Below are 20,445 nucleotides of genomic sequence, written 5' to 3' on the forward strand. Positions count from 1 at the left end.
CCGGTCAGCAGTCGAGGGCGACCGGGACGCCACGCGCGGCCACGTCGACGACGAACGCGTCGGCGTCCGATTCGAGTGCCGGGAACGTATCGTAGTGGATGGGGAGGACGAGTCCGGGGTCCAATCGCGCCGCGAGGTCGGCGGCGTCGTGGCGGTCCATCGTGAACGAACTGCTGATCGAGGGGCAAAACAGCGAGACGTCGAGTTCCGCGTGTCCCTCCAGCACGTCGCTGTCGCCGGGCCAGAACACCGACGTCCCGTCGAAATCGAGCAGGAACCCACAGCCGGTCCCCTCGGGGTGTATCGGCGTCCCCGAGCCGTCAGTCCGCGGGCCGTCGGGGTGGTTGTACGCCGCCGTCGTCCGGAGGACCACGTCGGCGACGACCGTGTCCGTCTCGTCGTCGACCCGCCGTGTGTCGTAGGGCAGGTCCCGGACGGGCGTCACGTCCCGGTCGGTCTCGCTGTGGTGGACCGCCTCGTGGACGACGACTGTGGCGTCGTCGGCCGCGACGCGGTCGATGCCGTCCGGGTCGTAGTGGTGGACGTGGCTGACACAGACGAGGTCGCCGTCCTCGGGCCGGTAGTCCCGTGCCGGAGGGTGTCGGTGGTCCTCGCTGTCGGACTCCCACTCCCCGGTGAGGACGCCGTAGCGGCCGGGGTCGAGGTAGACGGTCGGGCCGTCCGCGGCCTCGATGCGGAGCGTCGCGTACCCGAGCCAGTCGACGCGCAGGTCGCGGTGTCGAACGGTCATACCGACCCCTCGGTGGCGGCGCTCAAAAAGTCAGGGATGGGCGACGCCGGCCGGTCACTGTTCGGCCGCGAGCCGTTCGAGGCGGTCGAGCGCGTCGGCGTCCGCGGGTTCTTTGTCGTCGCGGACGCCGACAAAGCGCGGGAAGCGAAGCGCCCACCCCGAATCGTAGGTCGGGGACGGCTGAATCTCCTCGTACCCCACCTCGAAGACGACGGTGGGGTCGATGTCGACCGTTTTGCCGTCCTCGGCCCGGACGTGCGCGTCGAGCAGGTCGGTCAGGTCGGCGAGTTCCTCGTCGGTAATCCCCGTCGCGACGTTGCCGACCGTCGCGTACCCGTCGTCGGTCCGCACCGACACCTCGAAGGTGCCGAGCAGTTCCGCGCGCCGACCCTCTCCCCACTCGGCACCGGTGACGACGAGGTCCAGCGTCTCCACGTCGGGCTTGCGTTTGAGCCAGTTTCTCCCGCGCCGCCCCGGTGAGTACGTCGAGTCCGGGTCCTTGAGCATGATTCCCTCGTGGCCGGCTTCGAGCGCCGTGGTCTCGATGTCGGCGATCTCGTCGGGGTCGTCGGTGACGCGGAGTTCGGCGATGCCGGCGTCGAGGACCGAGACGAGGCGGTCGTGGCGCTCGGTCAGCGGCGCGTCGAGCAGGTCTTCGCCGTCGGCGTGTAGACAGTCGAAGGCGTCGAGTTCGACCGCGACCTCCTCGCGGGCCTTCGCCACGTCGTGTTTCCGGCGGAACCGTTTCAGTATCTCCTGGAACGGCTGTGGGTTCCCGTCGTCGTCAACGGCGACTGCCTCCCCGTCGAGGATGGCCGGGACCGTCAGCGACTCCTCGACGAAGGTCACGAGTTCGGGCAACGCGTCGGTCACGTCCTCCATGTTCCGGGAGAACAGCCACACCGTCTCCCCGTCGTAGTGGACCTGGACGCGTGCGCCGTCGAACTTCGTCTCGACCGCCGCCGCGTCCCAGTCCTCCAGTGCGTCGGTGACGCTGCCAGCCTGTGCGAGCATCGCCTGCACCGGGCGGCCGACTTCGAGGTGCTGGGCCGCGAGTCCGGATTCCCCTTCGTCCCGTGCGATCTCTGCGACGAGTCCGTAGTCGTTCGTCACCTGCAGGGCGCGCTCGACTGCCTCGACCGGCACGTCGAAGGCCCCGGCGACGGCGTCACGGACGGTCCCCTCGCCGACGCCGATCCGCATCTCGGAGAGGACGATCCGTGCGAGATACCGCGCCTCGTCGGGGTCACAGCGATTGAATAGCCCGAAGAGGACGTCGAGCTTCCGGTCCTGACTCCCTTCGCCCGCGGCCGCCGCCAGCTCTCGGAGCCGTGCATCGACCTCGCCGACGGTCAACGGGTCGGCCCCACCCTCGCCGTCCCCGCCGAACGCGCCGAGTCCCTGCTGGCCGCCGAACCCGTAACTGGCAGCCACCGCGCCGATCTCGCCCGTCTCGGCGACGCGGTCCTCGACGTCCTCCGCGGAGACGTTCCGCCCGGCCGCGCGAGCGATGGCAGCGTAACAGAGCGAGGGACCGATGTCCAGTGTCGTCGAGTCGTGTGCCGGGAAGACCCGGCCCTGGACGAAGCGGGCGACCGTAGCGAGGTCGTCCCCTGCGGTCAGAAAGAGGTCGGTCACCAGATCGACGATCTCCAGATCGGCCGATTCGGCCTCGATTTCTGCGGCCCGGTCGGCGAACGCGGCGAACTCCATCGGCGAGTCGTAGCGCCCCGAGGGGATTAAATCGTCCGACCGGAACCGGTACCGAAATATAGCTCAGGCCTGTTCGGCAGTCTCCTCGTAGGCTTCGCCGAGTCGGGTTATCATCCAGTGAACCGGCAGTGCCACGCCGAACTGCCGCGCGACGAGCGCGATGGGCAGCAGCGTGATGCCGAGTAGCAGGCTGAACTGGTACAGCGCGAGGAGCGTCCCTCGATACAGTCGCGATTCCATTGTCCTCGACAAGACACGGGGGAGACTGGTATATAAAGCTTGGTGTAGTATGAAATACATAATGGTCTTTAAATAGATATAGTCACTTCGCAGTACAGCGGTTTCGTGCGGCCGGTAGGATGGACAGTTCGGCGAGGTGTTTCGGCGGCGGTCGCGTCAGGTTCGGATTATCGACCCTCGTCTTTCTCATAAGTTATGACCATTATCGGCGTCTCGTGCGCGTCGTCCGGTGGCGGTGACTGTCGGCGCGCGGAAATCACAAATCACGTTAGTGATGGGACCCGAAGGTGGGGTATGAACTACCTCGTAGCGATGGAGGCGGCCTGGTTGGTTCGTGACGTCGACGACATCGACGACGCCATCGGCGTCGCCGTCAGCGAAGCCGGCAAGCGGTTGAACGACGAGGACATGGACTACGTCGAGGTCGAGGTCGGTGCCACCGGCTGTCCGGCCTGTGGCGAACCCTTCGACTCGGCCTTCATCGCCGCGGACACGGCTCTGGTCGGTCTGGTTCTCGAAATGAAGGTGTTCAACGCCGAGAACACGGAACACGCCCAGCGGATCGCCAAAAGCGAGATCGGCGGCGCGCTCCGGGACGTCCCCCTCAGCGTCGTCGACACCATGGAGTTCGAGGACGACGACCAGGCCGAGGCCAACGCCTGAAGCCCGCGCTCGCCGCGCCCCACTGGGGAAGCTTTTTGTATAACTTCTGGTAATGCGGGAGTATGGAACTCCCGACGTCGGAGGACCTGCGCGAGCGGCGGAACCACCTCGGTCTCACGCAGAGCGAACTGGCCGAGCGAGCGGACGTGTCTCAGCCGCTCATCGCACGCATCGAGGGGGGTGACGTCGATCCGCGGCTCTCGACGCTTCGCCGGATCGTGAACGCACTGGAGGAGGCAGAGGGCGGGATCATGCGCGCAGAGGACCTGATGCACAGCCCGGTCTACGGCATCGAACCCGACGACTCCATCGCCTTCGCCATCGAGACGATGAACCAGGAGGGGTACTCCCAGTTACCGGTCGTCCGGGACGACTACCCCGTCGGCATCGTTTCGCTGTCGGACATCCGCCACGTCGAGGACGACGAGCCCGGCGAACTCCCCGTCGCCGACGTGATGCGCGAGTCCATCACCACCGTCACGCGCGAGGCGACCATCGACGAGATCGACACCCACCTCGACCACCACGAGGCCGTCATCGTCATCGAGGACGGCGAGATGATCGGGATCATCACCGACGCCGACGTGGCGACACACCTCTCCTGACTGCCGTGACGCCCTCGCTGTTCGACCCTGGGCTGGAGGGCGTGACCGTCGCCGAGACGGAACTGAGCCGCGTCGACGAGGACGGCGACCTGCTCGTCCGCGGCTTCCCCGTCGCGGAACTCGCAGCCAACGCGTCGTTCGAGGAGTGTTGCTACCTGTTGCTCCGCGGTGACCTCCCGACGACCGACGAACGCGACCGGTTCCGGGACGCACTGGCCGACCAGCGGGTGATCGGCGACGAAGTCCGGGCGGTCCTCCGGCGCGCCGCGGCCGAGAACCGCTCGCCGATGGACGCCCTGCGGATGGGGCTCGCCAGCGCCGACCTCCAGCCGGGTTCGGTCGACGACGCGCCGCTCGCCGCCGCCCGGCGAGCCATCGCTGTGGTGCCGACCGTCGTCGCGACCTACTGGCGGCGGCGACGAGGTGTGGAATCCCTCTCCCCGCGACCGGACCTCTCACACGCAGCGAACTACCACTACCTGCTGACCGGCGCGGTGCCCGACCAACCCACCGCCGAGGGGTTGGAGACGTTCCTGACGACGATGGCCGAGCACGGTCTGAACACCTCCACGTTCGCCGCGCGGGTCGTCGCCTCGACCGGTGCCGATCCGATCTCGGCTGCCACGGCGGCCGTCGCCGCTCTGAAGGGCCCTCGCCACGGCGGGCAGTTCGCCCGTGTCAGCGACCTGCTCCGGAACGCACACGACGCGGACGCCCCGGACGCGGTCGTCCGCGAGCACCTGCGCGAGGCCGGCACGCTCCCCGGATTCGGCCACCGCGTCTACGAGGTCCGCGATCCCCGGGCGGCCGTGCTCGCGGCGACCGCCGACCGTCTATCGGGGTCCGCGGGAGAAGAAGCGTTCCTCGAAACCGCCCGCACCGTCGAGACCGTCGGGCGCGACGAACTCGCCGCCGGGGCCGACGGGGATCGGCCACGCCCCACCGTCGACTTCTACGCCGCGGCCCTGCTCCACGCCCTCGACATCCCCGCCGCCCTCCTGCCCGCGACGTTCGCCGTCGGCAGGGTGGCCGGCTGGATGGCCCACTGTCTCGAACAGGCGGACACGGACCACCTCGTGCGGCCCGTGGCCCGCTACGTCGGCGAGACGGAGCGCTCGTGGACGCCCGTCGAGGAGCGGACGCCGACCGACGCGACGCTCCTGGCTCGCCACCGGGACTCGGGCTCGCTCGAACCGGTCTCGGAGACGCTCGCCACCCTCTCCGAGCCCGCACGGCTGGAAGTCCTCCTTGCCCTGTTCGATGCGGAGGACCCGCTCGCCTACTCCGCGCTGAAAGCCGCCACCTCCATCGAGGACAAGGGCCGATTCAACTACCACCTCCGACAGCTCCGGGATTACTTCGTCCGCGACGGTCCCGACGGCTACGCCCTTACCGACGCCGGCCACACCGTCGTCCACACCATCGTCACCGACGACGGCATCGTCGGCGACCTCCCCGACTGATCGACCGCGACCGTTGCTGGCGTCCGTCCGCACGTGTCAGCGCGTCTGGAGAAGTGCAATTCTCCAATATTTTACATTAACGGGGTACGTCGGTTTCGGTGTCTATGTTCGGACGATTCCCGCAGCGTGGCCGCCCCGGTCGGGGGTGCGTCGACGCGTGAGCGACACCGAGCTGAACCGCGGTCTCGAAGGCGTGACCGTGGCCGAGACGCGGCTGAGCCGAGTGGACGGCGAGGCCGGCGAACTGGTGATCGGCGGGTTCCCCGTCGCGGAACTGGCGACCCGTGCGAGCTACGAGGAGACCCTCCACCTGCTTCTCGAGGACCGACTGCCCTCGGCGACTGAACTCGCGGCGTTCCGCGCCGACCTGGCCGACCGCCGGATCGTCGGCGACGAGGTTCACGCCGTTCTCGGACGGGCCGCCGCCGAGGACCGACCCGCGATGGACGCCCTCCGGATGGGTGCCGCGGCGGCGAACCTCGGGACCGACGCCGGCGGCGACGAGGCGGATGCCAGGCGGATCGTCGCGGTCTTCCCGACTATCGTCGCCGCCTACTGGCGCTACCGGCAGGGCCGGGAGCCGGTCGCGCCCCGGTCGGACCTCGGCCACACCGCGAACTACCTCCACATGCTCACCGGCGAGCAACCGAGCGAAGCCGCCGTTCGCGGACTGGAGACCTACCTCAACACGGTGATCGACCACGGGCTCAACGCCTCGACGTTCACCGCCCGCGCGGTCGTCTCGACCGAGTCCGACCTCGTCTCCGCCGCGACGGCCGCCGTCGGATCGCTCAAGGGACCGCTCCACGGCGGCGCTCCGGGACCGGTTCTCGACGCGCTCCGCGAGGTACACGAGTCCGGCGACCCCGAGGGGTACGTCCGGGCGAAACTCGACGCCGGGGAGCGCCTGATGGGCTTCGGTCACCGAGTCTACCGCGTCCGGGACCCTCGGGCGGCCGTCCTCTCGACCGCCGCCGAGCGGTTCTACGACACGGCCGGCGACGCCGACTTCTTCGCGGCCGCGAAGGCCTACGAGGAGGTGGCCGTCGACCTGCTCGCCGAGCACAAGCCCGACCGAAAGCTCGCGACCAACGTCGAGTTCTACACCGCCGCCCTGCTCCACGGCATCGGCGTCCCACAGCCCCTCTTCACCGCCACCTTCGCCGTCGCCAGGGCGGGTGGCTGGATGGCTCACGCCCTCGAACAGAAGTCGAACAACCGACTCGTCCGCCCCGTCGGCCGCTACGTCGGCGAGACCGGCCGGTCGTGGACTCCCGTCGACGAACGATAGCCGCGACCACGGCGCGCCCCACCGACTTCGCCCGGGTTCTCAGGCCACCTCCAGCCCGCGAATCGACACCGCTTCCTCGCCCTCCTGTACCTCGCCGATGATTCGGCCGTCCTCGGTCGCCCCGACCAGTTTCTCCGCATCCTCGGGAGATAGCGCCGCCACGAACCCCGTGCCGCATCCACCTTTTTCCCGCTCGGGTGTCCTCGGTCGCTCCGCTCCCTGCGGTCACCACTCGCGTCAAAAACGTGGGTGAAAAAACCGCACTCTCCCTGCGGTCGAGTGCGGTTCGAGTCGCTCAGGCCAATTCTAACCCGCGGATCGACACCGCCTCGTCGCCTTCTCGCACCTCACCGATAATCCGTCCGTCGTCAGTCGTCTCGACCAGTCGCTCCGCGTCGTCGGGAGATAGCGCCGCCACGAACCCCGTGCCCATGTTGAAGGTGCGGTGCATCTCCTCGTCGGAGACGCTCCCCTCCTCCTGGACGAACTCGAACACGGACTGGGTCTCGAAGGGGTCCGTGATCTCGTAGCGGAACGCGCCCATCCGGGTGAGGTTGGTCCAGCCCCCGCCGGTGACGTGGGCGGCGGCGTGGGTATCGTGAGCCTGGAGCGGATCGAGCAGGTCCGTGTAGATGCGGGTGGGTTCGAGCAGTTCCTCGGCGACGGATCGTTCCGGGTCCGGCGGGAACGGGTCCGTGTACTCGTGGTCCCGTGTCACGGCCTGCCGCGCGAGCGTGAGGCCGTTCGAGTGGATGCCAGAGGACGGAAAACCGACGAGCGCGTCGCCGGCCTCGGCTTCGCCGGGGAAGAGGTCGCCCTTCTCGGCCAGCCCCGCGCAGGTCCCGGCGATGTCCAGCCCCTTGATGACCTCGGGCATCACGGCAGTCTCGCCGCCGACGAGGGCCACGTCAGCGCGTTCGGCGCCCTCGGCCAGTCCCTCGCCGATCTGTTCGCTCGTCTCGTCGTCGGGTTCCTCGACGGCGAGGTAGTCGACGAACGCGACCGGTCGCACGCCGGCGGCCACGAGGTCGTTGACGTTCATCGCGATGCAGTCGATACCGATGGTCGAGTAGTCGTCGACGGCCTCGGCGACGAGCAGTTTCGTTCCGACACCGTCCGCCGCGAGTGCGAGGTAGCGGTCACCGATGTCGAGCAGGCCGGCGAAGTCGCCCTCGAAGCCCTCTGTCGCGCCGATTAGCGCGGCCGTGGCCGCCTCGCTCGCGTCGATGTCGACCCCCGCCCCGGCGTAGGTGAGTCCCTCCTCGTCGGCGTCTCCGCGGTCCCCGTCGTCGTGGTCGGTCATGTCCGAGTCGCCGCGCGGGGCGCACTAATGCTCGTCGGTCCGCTCGGGAGCGGTCACAGGACCGGGAACCCGAAGCCAAAGAGCGCAAAGACCGCGAGGCCGACACAGAGGACGAACGCCCCGGCGAACACTGTTCGGTTCCAGTCCAGTACGGTCCTGCCGTCCAGCGGGCCGAACGGCACCATGTTGAAGCCGGCCAGCAGGAGATTGATGCGGACGCCGTAGATGCCGACAAGCCCCGCGAAGCCGTCGAAAAGCAAGAGCGGGACGAACGGGACCGCGAGCGCGACGTTCGTCAGCGGGCCGGCCAGCGCGATGAGACCGTTCTCGCGGACCGTCGAGCGCCCCCGGTGGTAGACCGCGCCGGGCGCGGCGAAGAGAAAGCCCGCGAGCGCCGTGACGACGGCGATGAAGAGCATCCCGTAGTCGGCACGGAACTCCGCGAGTTTCCCGAAGTGGATCGCCGTCAGTTTGTGTGCCATCTCGTGGAGGAGAAAGCCCACGCCGGCGGTCAGGAAGCTGACGGCGAGCAGCGGGAGAAAGGAAGCGGGGTCGACGAGCGGCGGACCGCCGTTGAAAAAGAGCGCGAACGCGAGACTCAGCGCGACCCATGCGAGCGCGAAATCCAACAGTTCCCGCGTCGAGAACTGGACTCTCACGTCACGAGCCCCCACAGCAGCGACGCGCTGTTGCGCGCGCCTTCGAGCATCAGCCGGACGATGGCGTCGACGCCGCCGATCTGCCCGAAGAAGTAGGGGATCAGCAGGGCGGCAAAGAGGAAACTGGCGATGAAGCTCCCGACGTTCGTCATCGCCACGATGAGGATGAGCCGGAAGAGCGGGACCTCCTTCATCCGGCCGAAGATGTCGCGGATCGGAGCCTCCTCGTCGTCGAGGATGTCGTTGAGCGTGCTGATGTCCCCGACATTGACCGTGATGTACCGGAGTTCGACGTAGCCGGCGAACCAGCCCGGTGCCAGCAGGGGATTGACGCTCGTCAGCCACGCGACCGCGCCGCCGACCGACGCGCTCTGCCAGTGCGCGCCGGCCAGGGACGCCAGCCCGAAGGAGATGATCCCGTTGACGAGGAACCACGCCGCGAACAGTTTCAACAGGAAGGTGTCCTGCACCCCGGCCATCGCCAGCAGGAGGAAGAACGCGAGGAAGCCGAGCGTGAAGGCGTAGCCGAAGGCCTTGAACAGGACTCCCGAGACCGAGAACCGCCGGCTCGTGTCCTCGCCCATCAGGGACTCGAACGGCGGGAGCGTGTCCGGGTCGTCGAGGTACGCTTCGATGCCCTCGCGGTGACCCGCCCCGACGACCGCGAGCACGTCGTAGCCCGCGGCCCGGAGCTGGACGAGGTTGTGTGCGATGTAGGCGTCGCGCTCGTCGATGAGCGCCTCCGCGCCGCCCGGCGAGAACCGGCGGAACTCCTCCATCATCGCCGTCACCACGTCCGCGTCCGTCAGTTTCTCCACGTCGATCTCGTCGATATCCTCCTGCTCGCCGGAGTCGGTGAAAAGCAGGGCGAAGACGAGCCCGATACCGAGCCCGAGAGTGACGATCAGGAGGACCCCGTCGAGCAGCGCGAGGACGGCGCCGCCGGCGATGGAGGCGATCCCGAGGCCGCCCAACAGGAGCGGGCCGGCGAGCAGTTCGACCGGGACGGCGACGAACGTCGCGATGGCGAACCCGACGGTCAGTCCGGCGACGACGGGGTCGCCGACGCCGGCGATCAGCCCACCTAATAGCTTGAGCTTCTCCAGGCCGGAGAGCCTGGCCCAGAACCGCTGGATGGTCGTCTGGATGTCCCGGTCGACCAGTGCGACCCCGAGGCCGAGCTCCTCGGCCGTCTCGGTGGCCGCGAGCATATCCGCCCCCGGTTCGATGTCGAACTGGTCGCCAAGCCGCGCCTGGACGTACGAGAGCAGCCAGTAGGCGAGAAACTGGAAGACGGTACTCCCGCCGAGCAGGTCGCTCGGTTCGAGGTCCTCCGGGGCCTCGCCTTTCATCTGGCGGTACCGGCCCTCGTCGAGTTCGACGGCCACGATGTCCGGTCGCTGTTCCTCGATGGTCCGTTCGACTTCTTCGACGCTGTCGGCCGAGACGTGGGCGGTTCCGAGAACCGTCACGCTCCCCTCCCCCGAGGGCTCGCCGGGCGGGTCCGGCGTCGGTGCCGCACGCTCCGTCATTGACCCTCCATAGACCACCCCCCGTTTTACGACTGTCGGGATGACATCGGGGCGCACGCGTCGAGAGGTCGGGCACGCACTGACGAGACAGCAGACGTTTTGTCGCTTCCGGCGAAGCGGCCCGTATGCCGGACCTGATGGACACCTACATCGAGAACCGCGAGATGATCCAGCCCAACCACGCCAACAGCCTGAACACGACCCACGGCGGCAACGTCCTGAAGTGGATGGACGAGGTCGGCGGCATGGTCGCGATGCGTTTTGCCGGCCGGAACTGCGTCACCGCGCGGATGGAGCAGGTCAACTTCCGGCGCCCCATCGAGGTCGGCGACAACGCCCTCCTGAAGGGGTACGTCTACGACGCCGGCGAGACGAGTATCCGCGTCCGCGTCCGCGCCTTCGGCGAGGACCCGCGGACCACCGAGACCGAACTCACCACCGAGTCGCACTTCGTCTACGTCGCTATCGACGACGACTTCGATCCGGCTGCGGTCCCGGAACTCACCACCGACTCCGAACGCGGCGAGGAACTCCAGGCGGCCGCCCGGTCCAGTTCCGAGGAGAGCGCCTGACCTGGCCCGCGGACACCGGCCCACCGACGCGCACTCTTTTCCCCGTGTCTCGCGTATCGCTCCTATGGGACTGAACGTCGATCCGCCGGCACCGCCCGAACTCTCGACCGGGCTGGACGCAGACGACTACGACGACGTGGACGTACAGGGAACTGACTACCGCCGCGAGGAACTGGCGGAGTTCCTCCACGACGGAGCCTGGGAGCGGGCCTTCTACGACTGGATGGACGACACCGACATGGACGAGGACGACTTCGCAGTCGCGACCGACCTCGGGCTCTTCGAGGAGTTCGACTTCTTCTGGGACGACTTCGCCGACCGCGTGGGCTATCACGCCCCCGGGCTGCCCGAGGACTGGCGCGAGCGTGACATCCACCCCGACCTCGACTCGTGGGGCCGCGTGTCCGCTATCAACGCCGGCCTCACCGAACTCGGGCAGGTCGTCTGTGTCGTCCTCAAAAACGAGTACATCGACTGGGAAGCCGACTACGACGCCCCCGACGACCTCCCGGACTTCGAGACGTAGCCCCCGCATCGCGGCACTCCCTCAGGCTTGCCACGCGGCGGCCAGTACGAACGTCTCGCGGCGGTCCTCGGCCCGATCCACGTCGAAGCCGGCATCGGCCATCGCCGCGCGCGCGTCGCTCGCGTCGAACCGTTCGTCGAGCGGCGGCCCCCCCTCGCCACGGCCGGCGGCAGTCCAGTCACCGATGCCGACCCGTGCGCCGGGCGCGAGGACGCGCCCGAGTTCGGCGAGGGCGGCCTCCGTCGCGAACTCGTGGTAGGTCATCGTCGAGACGGCGCCGTCGAGCGCGTCGTCGGCAAACGGCAGGTCCGCAACCGCTGCGGTCACCGTCTCGACGTTTTCCGGTAGTCCCTTCTCACGGTACTGGTCGTGCATCGCGGCCTGGACGTCGACGGCGTGAACGGTGCCAACGTACGGGGCGACGTCGTCGGTGTAGAAGCCGGTCCCGCTCCCGAGGTCGGCGACCTCGTCGTCCGGGCCGGGGTCGAACAGCGCGAGGAGTTCGTCGGCCGAGAGATAGGCGTAGCGTGTGGGGTCTTCGAGCGCGTCGGCACGCTCGGCATCGAACGTGTGGAATCCCATGTGCGTTCGTCGGGCCGGGTGGGATTAAGCCCCTCGGCCGCTCGTCCCGTTCACTCCTCCCGCCCGTACTCGCCGGTCAGCCGCGTGCTGGCGACGACAGACCCCGAGAGGGCGTCGTCGACCGTCGGATACCGCGCGCCGGCCTGAACGTTCAGCGACCCCGAGACGGCATAGAGCGTGAACCGATAGGTGTGCGGGTCGTCCCCGGCGGGGGGGCGCGGCCCGCGGTAGCCGAGTTCGCCGAAGCCGTTCGTCCCCTGTCGAGCGTCCCCGAGGTCCGGAATGCGACGGGCCTGGGTGACACCCTCCGGAATCCGGGTGGTATCGGCCGGGACGTTCCAGCACAGCCAGTGGTAGAAGGGTCCGTCCGGTGCGTCAGGGTCGTCGACGATCAGTGTCAGGGTGTCGGCCCCGTTCGGGACGCCCTCGATTTCGAGGGGTGGGGACACGTCGTCGCCGTCGGCGGTGTACTTCCGTGGGATCGCCTCCCCGTCCGCGAACGCCGGCGAGCGGAGGACGAACCCGGGTGACGGGGAGACGGTCGTCGCGTTTCCCGATGGCTCGTCCGACCCGTCACCGGTACACCCCGCGAGGGCACCGCCGACCGCGACGCCGCCGCAGGCCCGCAGGAACCGCCGTCGTCCTGGCATGAGCGCCCCTTCCACTCCGGGCCCCTTGAGCGTGGGGGGCTGGCAGTCGAGAGCTTCATTACGGGTGCCGGGCCAACGGGGACGTATGGTGCGAGTCATCCCGCCGGAAGAACGGGTCTGTGAGCGGTGTGGGCGACGAGACGTCTGGGACGAGGCGGAACGGACGTGGGTCATCGCCGACGAGGACGGCGAGAAGGCGGTGGGGAACCCCCACTGTCTCCACGAGTGGGACATCAACGGCACCTACAACCCCTTCGAGGAGTGAGCGGCGGTCCCGAACGACCACCGAACCTTTCGACCGACAGGCGTTTGCGAGTGGCCCGCGCATCTCACGGCCATGCCGACGGCCTACATCACCGCGCCGCCCGAGGCGGCCGGGGACCTCGCGCGGACGCTCGTCGAGGAGCGCCTCGCGGCCTGTGTCAACCGCCTCTCCTGTGACTCGGTGTATCGCTGGGACGGGGACCTCCACGACGACGAAGAGGTCATCCTGCTCGCGAAGACGACCGACGCGGCCTACCCCGCCCTTCGGGATCGCGTGGTCGAACTCCACCCCCACGACGTGCCCTGTATCGAGCGGTTCGACGAGGACGACGTGCTCGACTCGTTCGCGACCTGGCGGGGCGACGCCGTCGCCGAGTGACCGCCGGCTCGCGGGCCCCGAAGCAGTACCCCGCGACCCATTCGGGGCCACGACGCGAGGCGGTGAATACGAGTCTCAATCCTCGTCCGGGATGTGAGACTCCGTGAGAACCTCGCTGTGGGCGGCGTGTTCCCGAGAGAGTTCGACGTACCGGTCGCCGGCGTACTGCCACGGGGAGTCCTCGACGTGCTTGACGAGTTCGGCCGGCGTCCCGGCATAGAGGACTGACTCGGGAATCTCGGTGCCCTCGGTGACGAGACTGTTCGCACCGACGAGGCTCCCGTCGCCGACCGTCGAGCGGTCGAGGACGATCGCACCCATGCCGACCATGGCGCGCTCGCCGACGGTAGCGCTGTGGACGATGGCGTTGTGCCCGACGGTCGCGTACGGGCCGATTTCGGCCCCCTCGTGGAGCGTCGAGTTGTCCTGCACGTTCGCGCCCTCCCGGAGGACGATCTCGCCGTGGTCACCGCGCAGGACGGTTCCGGGCCAGACGCTCGCCTCTGCCTCTATCCGTACGTCGCCGATGACGGTCGCCGCGGGATCGACGTACGCCGAGTCCGCGATGTCCGGTTCCGCGTCCTTGAACGAACGAATCATCGTCACCGACTGCGTCTCGGGTCGTAAAAAAGGCCGTGGAGTGGCCGAGCCCCGCTTCGTCCGTCAGGCCTCGGAGGTCGCGGCGCCTTTCTCGACGCTGTACCAACTCCCGTCCCAGCTGAACAGGTATTCGATGACCGCCTTGATGGCGGCGAGGCTGTACAGCGGGACGATCACCGGGACGAGCGCCCAGCCGACACCGAAACCGTCGACGGTTCCGGCGCGGCGGTCGTAGAAGCGGACGGCCGCCGTCGCCGCGAGGACGACGACGATGGGCAACAGGAACAGTCCCTCCGCGCCGGCCAGGAAGAGCACGACGAACTTCGAGAGCAGCGACAGCATGAGCAGACTCCCGACCACCGTGCTCGCACAGATGGCCGCCGACAGGAGGTTCCGGTAATCCGTCACCGGGCGGACCTTCGTGACGAGTTTGTGGAGGGTCTGGGCGTAGCCGGTCATCCAGCGTTTGCGTTGGCCCCACCAGTCCCGGAGCGAGTGGGCCGCCTCGATCCGCGAAGGTGCAGCCAGCTGTTCTTCTACCTCGATGCGGTTCTTGTAACACTCGTAGGCGAAGTCGAAGTCCTCGGTGAGCATCGATTCGTCGTAGCCGCCGACGCGGTCGAGCACCGACCGCTCCATCACGACGGCGCGACTCGCGGCCATCCTGAAGTCGGTCACGAGGTACAGCAGGCGCCGACCGACGTAGCTCAACAGAACCGACTCGTAGTAGGCCAACTCCTCGACGAAGCCGTCGGGCTGTGGGACGGTCCGACCCTGGACGACCTCACAGGCGTTCAGGCGGGCGACGGCCCGGCCGACGAACTCCGGATGGACCACCTCGTCGGCGTCGAACACCGCAACGAGGTCACTGTCGGTACCCTCGGTCGCGTAGTTGATCGCGCCGGCCTTCGAGCCCGGCGATTCGGTGTTGACGAGGTACTCCACGCCCGCGCTGGCGGCCAGCTCGCGGGCGCGCTCGATACTCCGTTCGTCGTCCGGCTCACAGACGATCCGGATCGACAGGTCGTCGTACTCGCTGTCCAACAGGCTCTCGACGCTCCGATGGAGGACGGCGGCGTCACCGTAGACGGGGACGATGGCGGTGACGGACGGGCCCGATTCGACAGGGGCTGGACCCTCGCCCCGGAGGAGCGACCACAGGAAGGCGGTCGTCGATAGCCCGACGAACCCGGTGAACATCAGGCTTGAGAGGACCGCCTGGAGGAGGACGACGACCAGGACGGCGAACGCGAACTCGACCCGGAACGTCAGCGCGTAGTGTCCCTGGACGAATCCCCACAGGAACACGCCGCTCGACACGCCGACGAAGCTAAGCCGGTCGAGCCAACGTCTGAGTAGTCTCATACCAATGACTCGTCCGGTCGAACGTGTCGAAAGTGGGGTAAATGTATCTGTCGGTCCGTAAAGAGGATTCTCGTCCCACGTTCACACGGTAACAGGGTTGAAACCCCTGGAACCGTCTCCGTTCGTGTTCGATTTCTGCCACCCGCCCGGTCGTCGCAGTTCGACTACACGGATATCGAAAATAAAAGCAGCACAGCACGTCAGCTGCCTTGAGATATCACGACCGATAATTGCGCCGCGACGTTTATTCGGTTGGCTGACAAGCGTCAGACATGGACGCCACAGGTCGTGATATCGTGACCTTCGTCCTCGCGCTCGCGCTCGCGGGACTCTCGCCGGTCGTTCTCTTCGCGGACGTGGAGCTGCTTCCGATGCTCGCCGTCGCCGCGGACGTGTTCGGCGGCGTCCCACTGCACCAGGTCGGCATCGTCGCGTTCCTGGCGCTGCTCGGCGCGGCGTGGGTCGATAGTTCCAGTCCCGAGGGCGACACGCCCGACTGGGACTGAGCGGACTGCGTCGAAAAACCGCCGGGCCAGTCCTATGGCGCCACTGCCTGTCGCGGGCCGGCGACGCTCTCCGCAGTCTGATTCTCGTCGGTCGTCCCCTCCGTCTGTGAGCCGTCCGTCGACCCGTCGGTCGTTTCGCTGCCTTCCGTGGCGTTTTCGCCACCGTCGGAGGCGTTGATGTTACCCTCGGCGACCGTCTGACGCTCCAGTTCCACCGTGATCGGTGAAGTGTTCTCGCCGACGACGTTCGCCTCCGGAACCGTCGCGTTGGCCGTGTAGAGGTACTGTGCGCCCGACGTCTCGTTCACGCGCACGGCCGGCCGCTGGTAGTTGGTGCTGGTCGGCGCCTCGTAGAACCGGTACGACCCGGTCGCGCGGGCACTGACGTTCGTGTACCCGTTCTCGGTACCGAAGTTCTCGTAGCCCGTCGTCGAGTACGGCAGGGTCATCTCGAAGTTCCCCTGGGCGTCGGTGTCGGCCATCTGCCGGTAGATGAACGACGAGTCGGTCGTTGGCGAGCGAATCTGAACCCGTGCAGCGACCGACGAGTTCGGCGGCCCCTCGCCCTCGATGGTCGCTCCCGGGACGCGCTCGAAGACCTTCACCCACGGCGGCCGCACCAGTTGACTCCGGTTCTGACTGTCCGTGTCGAACAGGATACCCTGGAGCTGGGACTGGACCTGCCTGGCCTGGACCTCGGACATGTTCCGGAGGTCCATCCCGGCCGCCAGTCCTCGGAGTTCGGACTGGACCGCCAGCTGGTACGGGCTCCCGCGCTGAATCGCCGACGTCTCGGAGTTCCGGACCAGCCGGTAGTGCTCCAGCGCCTCGACGTATTCCGGCGGGTTCGGACCGACGCCGCCGATCTGCCCGGTGTTGTTCTGCAGGTACTCCCGAGCCTGATCGAGCGTCCGGAACTGCCGGAAGTTCGGTCGGTCACGCGGCAGGGTTCTGAGCGTCCCACCCTGAACCTGCCGTTCGCCGTAGTTGATCACGACCGGGTTCGGGCGCTGGGCGCTCCCGTGGAACTGCCACAGCCGATTGACCGTGCTGTTGTAGTAGCGCTGCGAGCGGGTGTAGTAGGCTGTCCGCGGCTGGCCGCCCGACAGCGAGAGGACGCGCTGGCGGAAGTCCCGCGGACTCACGTCCGCGTCGTCGTAGAACTGGATCGGCGCGAAGAACTTCCCGTTGGCGCGCCGGGACCACGTGTTGGTCATCTTCCAGTCGACCATGACGTAGCGGGTCGCGGCGTCGTCCTCGCTCACCTCGTCGAGAACCTCGTTCGCCCGCGTCTCGTTGGGCGCGAGCAGGAAGTTCGCGGCGTCGGTCGCTCCCTGCTGGAACGGGTTCGCGTTGGGGATTCGTTCCCCGCGAACTGTGATCCAGTGGCCGTAGTCCCACCACGACATCACGCCGTAGGACCCCGATGGGTAGTCGTAGTCGTCCTGTCGGGGCACGGTCCCGTAATAGCTCATGTTGCTGTCCGCGCCGCCGTAGGTTCCCGGTTCGGGCGTGTTGTCGTCCATCCACTCGAGGCTACTGCCCCAGCCGACGACGCCGGCGCTCGGCTGATTGCCCTGTGCCTCGTCCACGACGGTCGGTCGACCGCCGACGTTGACGACCAGGGGTGCGACGACGACGAGCAACACCGCCATGACCGTGATGACCTGGAACGTCTCGATATCTTTGAACGACTCGATCCGCTCGCTGGCCGTGAGATACTGGATCACGAACTTGACCGCGTACGCGTTCAGTACCACGATGGGGAGCACGATGTAGTACGTGAACCGCTGCTGGGAGAGCGTCGCCAGCAGGAGCACGAGACTCCAGACCAGAACGAGCAGGGTCTCGCCGCGTGGGTTGTCCGAGCGAACGTGTGCGACGACGACCAGGAGCGCGCCGAACAGCGCGCTGAACGCCGTCAGCCCGTAGCTGACGAAGAACGTGATCAGCGGCCGCGTGAGGGGCTGGGCCTCGCCAATGGTCTGTCCCGTCGCGGAGCCGGCACCGAGAATGCGGGCGGCGTTGTTGACGAAGAAACTGTAGAGGTTCGGCGTCAGCAGGGCCATCAGCACTGCGATGGCACCGATAATGCCGACGACCGAGAGCGGATACAGCCGGCGGTCGAGGTCCCGGTCGTCCCACACGCGGGCAAGGAAGGCCATGAAGCCACAGCCGAACGCGACCGCGAAGGCCAAAAGCGGTTGCAGCAGCGTGAAGTCCGTGGTAGCGAGCGCGAATTCGCTCAGCGGGATGAACGAAAGCAGGCCGGCCGTGCCGAGGCCGACGACGCCGGTGAACGCGACGTGATCCGGGCTCCGTCCGCGGAGGTAGTCGACGTTCAACTGCACGAAGAAGTACAGTCCGAGGATCACGATGAGCAGGACCGCCGGCGGCCACACCCAGATGTACAGCGCGAGCGCGAAGCCGGCCAGGATCGCCCAGGTGAGCGGGCGCCGGAGCGGCTCCCACTCCCTGTTTGCCACGAGTTCCCAGACCGGCATCTCCGTCTCGGAGACCGAAACCGCGACCATGAAGCCGAGGACCGCGAGCATCTGGAACAGCGCCTCGGCGACGTGGTGGTCGCTGAACCCGACCATGCTCCGCTGGAGCAGCCCGCCGGTCGAGAGCGCCAGGATCAACACGGAGACGAGTCCGGCGAAGCGCCCGCCCATCCGTCTGCCGGCCAGGTAGACCGGAATGGCGACGAGCGTCCCGAACACGGCCGGCATGACCAGCAACACCGTCGCGATGGTCTGTTGACTCGGGTCCCCCAACCCGACGATCAGTGCCACCGTCGCGACGATCTGGTCGAACAGCGAGCCGAACTGGCCCTGCCCCGTCCCGATCGGGAAGTAGGTCCACACGTCGTACGGCATCGTGTTCGGCCAGTTCTGGACCGTGTAGGTCGTCTGCCGCAGGTGATACCACGCGTCGTTCCCCGAGAGCAACACCCTCCCATCCTGAATGAAATTCGAGTAGCTCTGTACTCGGATCCACAGCATGAACCCGAGAAGCACCACCAGCGTCGGGATCTGGTACCACTTCTCGAAGTCACGTACCGCGGTTCCGAGGTCGAAGTCCTCGAACCGTTCCCGGCCTTGACTCATTGACCGGGTTAAATATGAACGGCGGGATAAACTTTGTCAAATGACTCCGGTCCCGACCGTTCAGTAGCTATCGGTGATTCGGCCGTTTGCAGCGAGTTTCGGGACTCGAACGCCCCGTTTCGAAGCGTGAGCTTTCCGCAAGGCTCTGGAGTGTCGCCCAAGTAGAACCGCCAGTTGCCCACCGAAACGGGCCCCGACCTCAGTATGAGAGACCGAGACAACCGGTTCGACGACGTGCGCGCGGTGACGGTAACCGACAGCGTCGCGACCGTTGCGCTCGTCGGATTCACGCTCGTCGTCGCGGGGGGTCTCGGACTCGGCCTGGCCCTCTCCGGCGGCGACTCCAACGCAACGCCGTCCGCGAACTTCTCGTTCGAGTACATCGGCCAGTCGAACCTCCTGTTCGTAACGAAGGATACCGGAGACCCCATCCCGGCTGGCGAACTCGTCCTCGCGAGCGGGGACACCGAGAAGACGTGGGCGGCCGTCGCCGATACGAACAATTCCTCGACGGTCGAGACGGGCGATACGGTCCCGCTCGGCGAGAACTCGCCGTTCGGGAAGGCGATCACCGGCCAGGATCAGGTTATCGTCCGCTGGGAGAGCGGGAACCAGACGAAACGGCTCGGGAACTGGTCCGCACAGTCGGAGTCCGGGTCCTCCGGGTTCGGCAACTGAACAGCCACAGAGGGAAACGCCTTTGAACTGAGGTCGCCCACTCGCCGGTATGCGGGTCTCGGTCGTCCTCTGTTGTCACACGCTGGACCGGTACGACGCGGTCCAGGAGGCCGCCGACAGCGTCCTCGGGGGGACCCACGACGACACCGAACTGGTCCTCGTCAGCGACGGCAATCCGGACCTCTACGAGCGGTTCGAAGCGGAGTTCGGCGGCCGGGAGGACGTACTGACCCACTGCAACGACGAGAACGTCGGCCTGCTGGAGAGTCGGAACACCGGCGCCGAGATCGCGACCGGCGATGTCGTTGCATTCATCGACGACGACGCCGTGGCCGCGCCCGACTGGGTCGCCGAACTCGTCGAGGCCTACGAGAAGCGTGACGCCGTCGCCGCCGGCGGGAAGATGGTCCCCCAGTGGGTCGCCGGCCGACCCGACTTCCTCCCCGCGGAGTTCTACTGGCTCGTCGGCGTCACGCAGCGGGGGTTCGCCGACGGCCCCGGCGAGGTGCGCAACACCTTCGGCTCGAACATCTCCTTTCGCCGCGACGTCTTCCTCGACCTCGGCGGGTTCGACACGGACATCGGCGGCCGCCAGGGCGACGCGAACCTCCAGGGCGGCGAGACCGAACTCTGTGCCCGGCTGCAAGAGGAGTACGGCCAGGGCGTCTACTACAACCCCGAGGCCGAGGTCGCACACAAGGTGTTCGAGTACCGGACCGAACCCCGCTGGCTGCTCGACCGCGCGTTCTGGCAGGGGTACTCGAAGCGGGCGATGGAGGTCCTGGTCCCCGACTCCACCGGCGAGGAGACCGAGTTCCTGGGCCAACTCCTCTTCGAGTTCACGCCCGACCGCCTGAAGGGGCTGCTCTTCGACCCCTCGCGGGAGAGAGCGGCCCAGTTCGTCTGGTTGTACCTCCTCACGGCCGCCGTCGGGTTCGGCTACCTCTACGGAACGACGAAGTGGCGCTGACGGGACGTGAACGGTGCCACCGT

General features: G+C 67.5%; 23 protein-coding genes. 11 read left to right on the forward strand and 12 right to left on the reverse strand.

The window, feature by feature from the left end:
• Positions 1-4: 4 nt before the first annotated feature.
• The 3 genes from MUG96_RS09975 to MUG96_RS09985 form a co-directional block, all read right to left on the reverse strand.
• Positions 5-751 (reverse strand): MBL fold metallo-hydrolase, encoded by a 747-nt coding sequence (locus MUG96_RS09975; RefSeq protein WP_246982157.1) that lies wholly within the window; start codon positions 749-751, stop codon positions 5-7.
• Between the two features lie 54 nt (positions 752-805).
• A complete protein-coding gene (gene ligA / locus MUG96_RS09980) occupies positions 806-2,464 on the reverse strand; it encodes an ATP-dependent DNA ligase LigA (protein ID WP_246982159.1) in 1,659 nt (552 codons plus the stop codon).
• Between the two features lie 63 nt (positions 2,465-2,527).
• Positions 2,528-2,704 carry a hypothetical protein gene (locus MUG96_RS09985; RefSeq protein ID WP_246982161.1) on the reverse strand — a complete coding sequence of 59 codons (177 nt, stop codon included), beginning with the start codon at positions 2,702-2,704 and terminating at the stop codon, positions 2,528-2,530.
• A gap of 294 nt (positions 2,705-2,998) precedes the next feature.
• On the opposite strand from MUG96_RS09985, the gene MUG96_RS09990 reads away from it, so the two are divergent.
• From MUG96_RS09990 to MUG96_RS10005, 4 genes are all read left to right on the forward strand, one after another.
• On the forward strand, positions 2,999-3,367 hold the full coding sequence (locus MUG96_RS09990; RefSeq protein WP_246982163.1) for a DUF555 domain-containing protein: 369 nt from the start codon (positions 2,999-3,001) through the stop codon (positions 3,365-3,367).
• A 62-nt stretch (positions 3,368-3,429) separates the two neighbouring features.
• Positions 3,430-3,972: a CBS domain-containing protein gene (locus MUG96_RS09995; RefSeq protein ID WP_246982172.1), complete on the forward strand. Its 543-nt coding sequence runs from the start codon at positions 3,430-3,432 to the stop codon at positions 3,970-3,972.
• A gap of 5 nt (positions 3,973-3,977) precedes the next feature.
• The gene (locus MUG96_RS10000; RefSeq protein ID WP_246982174.1) at positions 3,978-5,435 is read left to right on the forward strand and encodes a citrate/2-methylcitrate synthase; all 1,458 of its coding nucleotides are present in this window, start codon (positions 3,978-3,980) and stop codon (positions 5,433-5,435) included.
• A gap of 157 nt (positions 5,436-5,592) precedes the next feature.
• Positions 5,593-6,726: a citrate synthase gene (locus MUG96_RS10005; protein WP_246982176.1), complete on the forward strand. Its 1,134-nt coding sequence runs from the start codon at positions 5,593-5,595 to the stop codon at positions 6,724-6,726.
• A 39-nt stretch (positions 6,727-6,765) separates the two neighbouring features.
• Here MUG96_RS10005 and MUG96_RS24155 read toward each other — a convergent pair whose 3' ends face one another.
• From MUG96_RS24155 to MUG96_RS10020, 4 genes are all read right to left on the reverse strand, one after another.
• Complete coding sequence (locus MUG96_RS24155; protein WP_256465378.1) at positions 6,766-6,888, reverse strand: hypothetical protein; 123 nt, start codon at positions 6,886-6,888, stop codon at positions 6,766-6,768.
• A gap of 133 nt (positions 6,889-7,021) precedes the next feature.
• Complete coding sequence (gene purM / locus MUG96_RS10010) at positions 7,022-8,029, reverse strand: phosphoribosylformylglycinamidine cyclo-ligase (RefSeq protein ID WP_246982178.1); 1,008 nt, start codon at positions 8,027-8,029, stop codon at positions 7,022-7,024.
• A gap of 53 nt (positions 8,030-8,082) precedes the next feature.
• Entirely contained in the window at positions 8,083-8,688 is a 606-nt protein-coding gene (locus MUG96_RS10015) for a zinc metalloprotease (protein ID WP_246982179.1), read from the reverse strand.
• A complete protein-coding gene (locus tag MUG96_RS10020) occupies positions 8,685-10,220 on the reverse strand; it encodes a TraB/GumN family protein (protein ID WP_246982181.1) in 1,536 nt (511 codons plus the stop codon). The genes MUG96_RS10015 and MUG96_RS10020 overlap by 4 nt, the downstream gene beginning before the upstream one ends.
• 125 nt (positions 10,221-10,345) lie before the next feature.
• Between MUG96_RS10020 and MUG96_RS10025 the strand changes: the two genes are divergently transcribed.
• Together MUG96_RS10025 and MUG96_RS10030 are read left to right on the forward strand one after the other, a co-directional pair.
• Positions 10,346-10,792, forward strand: a complete 447-nt coding sequence (locus MUG96_RS10025; protein ID WP_246982183.1) for an acyl-CoA thioesterase — start codon at positions 10,346-10,348, stop codon at positions 10,790-10,792.
• Between the two features lie 64 nt (positions 10,793-10,856).
• Complete coding sequence (locus tag MUG96_RS10030; RefSeq protein WP_246982185.1) at positions 10,857-11,318, forward strand: DUF7992 family protein; 462 nt, start codon at positions 10,857-10,859, stop codon at positions 11,316-11,318.
• A 21-nt stretch (positions 11,319-11,339) separates the two neighbouring features.
• On the opposite strand, the gene MUG96_RS10035 is transcribed toward MUG96_RS10030, so the two are convergent.
• Together MUG96_RS10035 and MUG96_RS10040 are read right to left on the reverse strand one after the other, a co-directional pair.
• Complete coding sequence (locus tag MUG96_RS10035; protein ID WP_246982187.1) at positions 11,340-11,900, reverse strand: class I SAM-dependent methyltransferase; 561 nt, start codon at positions 11,898-11,900, stop codon at positions 11,340-11,342.
• Between the two features lie 50 nt (positions 11,901-11,950).
• Positions 11,951-12,550: a YbhB/YbcL family Raf kinase inhibitor-like protein gene (locus MUG96_RS10040; RefSeq protein ID WP_246982189.1), complete on the reverse strand. Its 600-nt coding sequence runs from the start codon at positions 12,548-12,550 to the stop codon at positions 11,951-11,953.
• 85 nt (positions 12,551-12,635) lie between these two features.
• On the opposite strand from MUG96_RS10040, the gene MUG96_RS10045 reads away from it, so the two are divergent.
• On the forward strand, positions 12,636-12,815 hold the full coding sequence (locus MUG96_RS10045; RefSeq protein ID WP_246982191.1) for an HEWD family protein: 180 nt from the start codon (positions 12,636-12,638) through the stop codon (positions 12,813-12,815).
• 72 nt (positions 12,816-12,887) lie between these two features.
• Complete coding sequence (gene cutA, locus MUG96_RS10050) at positions 12,888-13,193, forward strand: divalent-cation tolerance protein CutA (RefSeq protein WP_246982193.1); 306 nt, start codon at positions 12,888-12,890, stop codon at positions 13,191-13,193.
• Between the two features lie 75 nt (positions 13,194-13,268).
• Here the strand turns inward: cutA and MUG96_RS10055 are convergent, their stop codons facing one another.
• Positions 13,269-13,793, reverse strand: coding sequence for a gamma carbonic anhydrase family protein (locus MUG96_RS10055; protein ID WP_246982195.1), 525 nt, complete (start codon positions 13,791-13,793; stop codon positions 13,269-13,271).
• 63 nt (positions 13,794-13,856) lie between these two features.
• Positions 13,857-15,158: a glycosyltransferase family 2 protein gene (locus tag MUG96_RS10060; RefSeq protein WP_246982197.1), complete on the reverse strand. Its 1,302-nt coding sequence runs from the start codon at positions 15,156-15,158 to the stop codon at positions 13,857-13,859.
• A gap of 272 nt (positions 15,159-15,430) precedes the next feature.
• Between MUG96_RS10060 and MUG96_RS10065 the strand changes: the two genes are divergently transcribed.
• The gene (locus MUG96_RS10065; RefSeq protein WP_246982205.1) at positions 15,431-15,664 is read left to right on the forward strand and encodes a hypothetical protein; all 234 of its coding nucleotides are present in this window, start codon (positions 15,431-15,433) and stop codon (positions 15,662-15,664) included.
• A 32-nt stretch (positions 15,665-15,696) separates the two neighbouring features.
• On the opposite strand, the gene MUG96_RS10070 is transcribed toward MUG96_RS10065, so the two are convergent.
• Complete coding sequence (locus MUG96_RS10070; RefSeq protein WP_246982207.1) at positions 15,697-18,774, reverse strand: oligosaccharyl transferase, archaeosortase A system-associated; 3,078 nt, start codon at positions 18,772-18,774, stop codon at positions 15,697-15,699.
• Between the two features lie 204 nt (positions 18,775-18,978).
• On the opposite strand from MUG96_RS10070, the gene MUG96_RS10075 reads away from it, so the two are divergent.
• Complete coding sequence (locus MUG96_RS10075) at positions 18,979-19,452, forward strand: hypothetical protein (RefSeq protein ID WP_246982209.1); 474 nt, start codon at positions 18,979-18,981, stop codon at positions 19,450-19,452.
• A 49-nt stretch (positions 19,453-19,501) separates the two neighbouring features.
• Positions 19,502-20,422, forward strand: a complete 921-nt coding sequence (aglG, locus tag MUG96_RS10080) for a glucosyl-dolichyl phosphate glucuronosyltransferase (RefSeq protein WP_246982211.1) — start codon at positions 19,502-19,504, stop codon at positions 20,420-20,422.
• The last annotated feature ends 23 nt before the right edge of the window (positions 20,423-20,445 follow it).

The organism is Halorientalis marina, assembly GCF_023028345.1.
GTDB classification, from domain to species: Archaea; Halobacteriota; Halobacteria; order Halobacteriales; family Haloarculaceae; genus Halorientalis; species Halorientalis marina.

Coding starts and splice junctions, on each gene's coding strand:
- MUG96_RS10065 (WP_246982205.1), top strand. CDS start 15,431: ATGGACGCCACAGGTCGTGATATCGTGACCTTCGTCCTCGCGCTCGCG.
- MUG96_RS09995 (WP_246982172.1), top strand. CDS start 3,430: ATGGAACTCCCGACGTCGGAGGACCTGCGCGAGCGGCGGAACCACCTC.
- MUG96_RS10035 (WP_246982187.1), bottom strand. CDS start 11,900: ATGGGATTCCACACGTTCGATGCCGAGCGTGCCGACGCGCTCGAAGAC.
- MUG96_RS10025 (WP_246982183.1), top strand. CDS start 10,346: ATGCCGGACCTGATGGACACCTACATCGAGAACCGCGAGATGATCCAG.
- MUG96_RS10040 (WP_246982189.1), bottom strand. CDS start 12,550: ATGCCAGGACGACGGCGGTTCCTGCGGGCCTGCGGCGGCGTCGCGGTC.
- cutA (WP_246982193.1), top strand. CDS start 12,888: ATGCCGACGGCCTACATCACCGCGCCGCCCGAGGCGGCCGGGGACCTC.
- MUG96_RS10045 (WP_246982191.1), top strand. CDS start 12,636: ATGGTGCGAGTCATCCCGCCGGAAGAACGGGTCTGTGAGCGGTGTGGG.
- aglG (WP_246982211.1), top strand. CDS start 19,502: ATGCGGGTCTCGGTCGTCCTCTGTTGTCACACGCTGGACCGGTACGAC.
- MUG96_RS10060 (WP_246982197.1), bottom strand. CDS start 15,158: ATGAGACTACTCAGACGTTGGCTCGACCGGCTTAGCTTCGTCGGCGTG.
- MUG96_RS09975 (WP_246982157.1), bottom strand. CDS start 751: ATGACCGTTCGACACCGCGACCTGCGCGTCGACTGGCTCGGGTACGCG.
- MUG96_RS09985 (WP_246982161.1), bottom strand. CDS start 2,704: ATGGAATCGCGACTGTATCGAGGGACGCTCCTCGCGCTGTACCAGTTC.
- MUG96_RS10030 (WP_246982185.1), top strand. CDS start 10,857: ATGGGACTGAACGTCGATCCGCCGGCACCGCCCGAACTCTCGACCGGG.
- MUG96_RS10020 (WP_246982181.1), bottom strand. CDS start 10,220: ATGACGGAGCGTGCGGCACCGACGCCGGACCCGCCCGGCGAGCCCTCG.
- MUG96_RS09990 (WP_246982163.1), top strand. CDS start 2,999: ATGAACTACCTCGTAGCGATGGAGGCGGCCTGGTTGGTTCGTGACGTC.
- ligA (WP_246982159.1), bottom strand. CDS start 2,464: ATGGAGTTCGCCGCGTTCGCCGACCGGGCCGCAGAAATCGAGGCCGAA.
- purM (WP_246982178.1), bottom strand. CDS start 8,029: ATGACCGACCACGACGACGGGGACCGCGGAGACGCCGACGAGGAGGGA.
- MUG96_RS10075 (WP_246982209.1), top strand. CDS start 18,979: ATGAGAGACCGAGACAACCGGTTCGACGACGTGCGCGCGGTGACGGTA.
- MUG96_RS10070 (WP_246982207.1), bottom strand. CDS start 18,774: ATGAGTCAAGGCCGGGAACGGTTCGAGGACTTCGACCTCGGAACCGCG.
- MUG96_RS10055 (WP_246982195.1), bottom strand. CDS start 13,793: ATGATTCGTTCGTTCAAGGACGCGGAACCGGACATCGCGGACTCGGCG.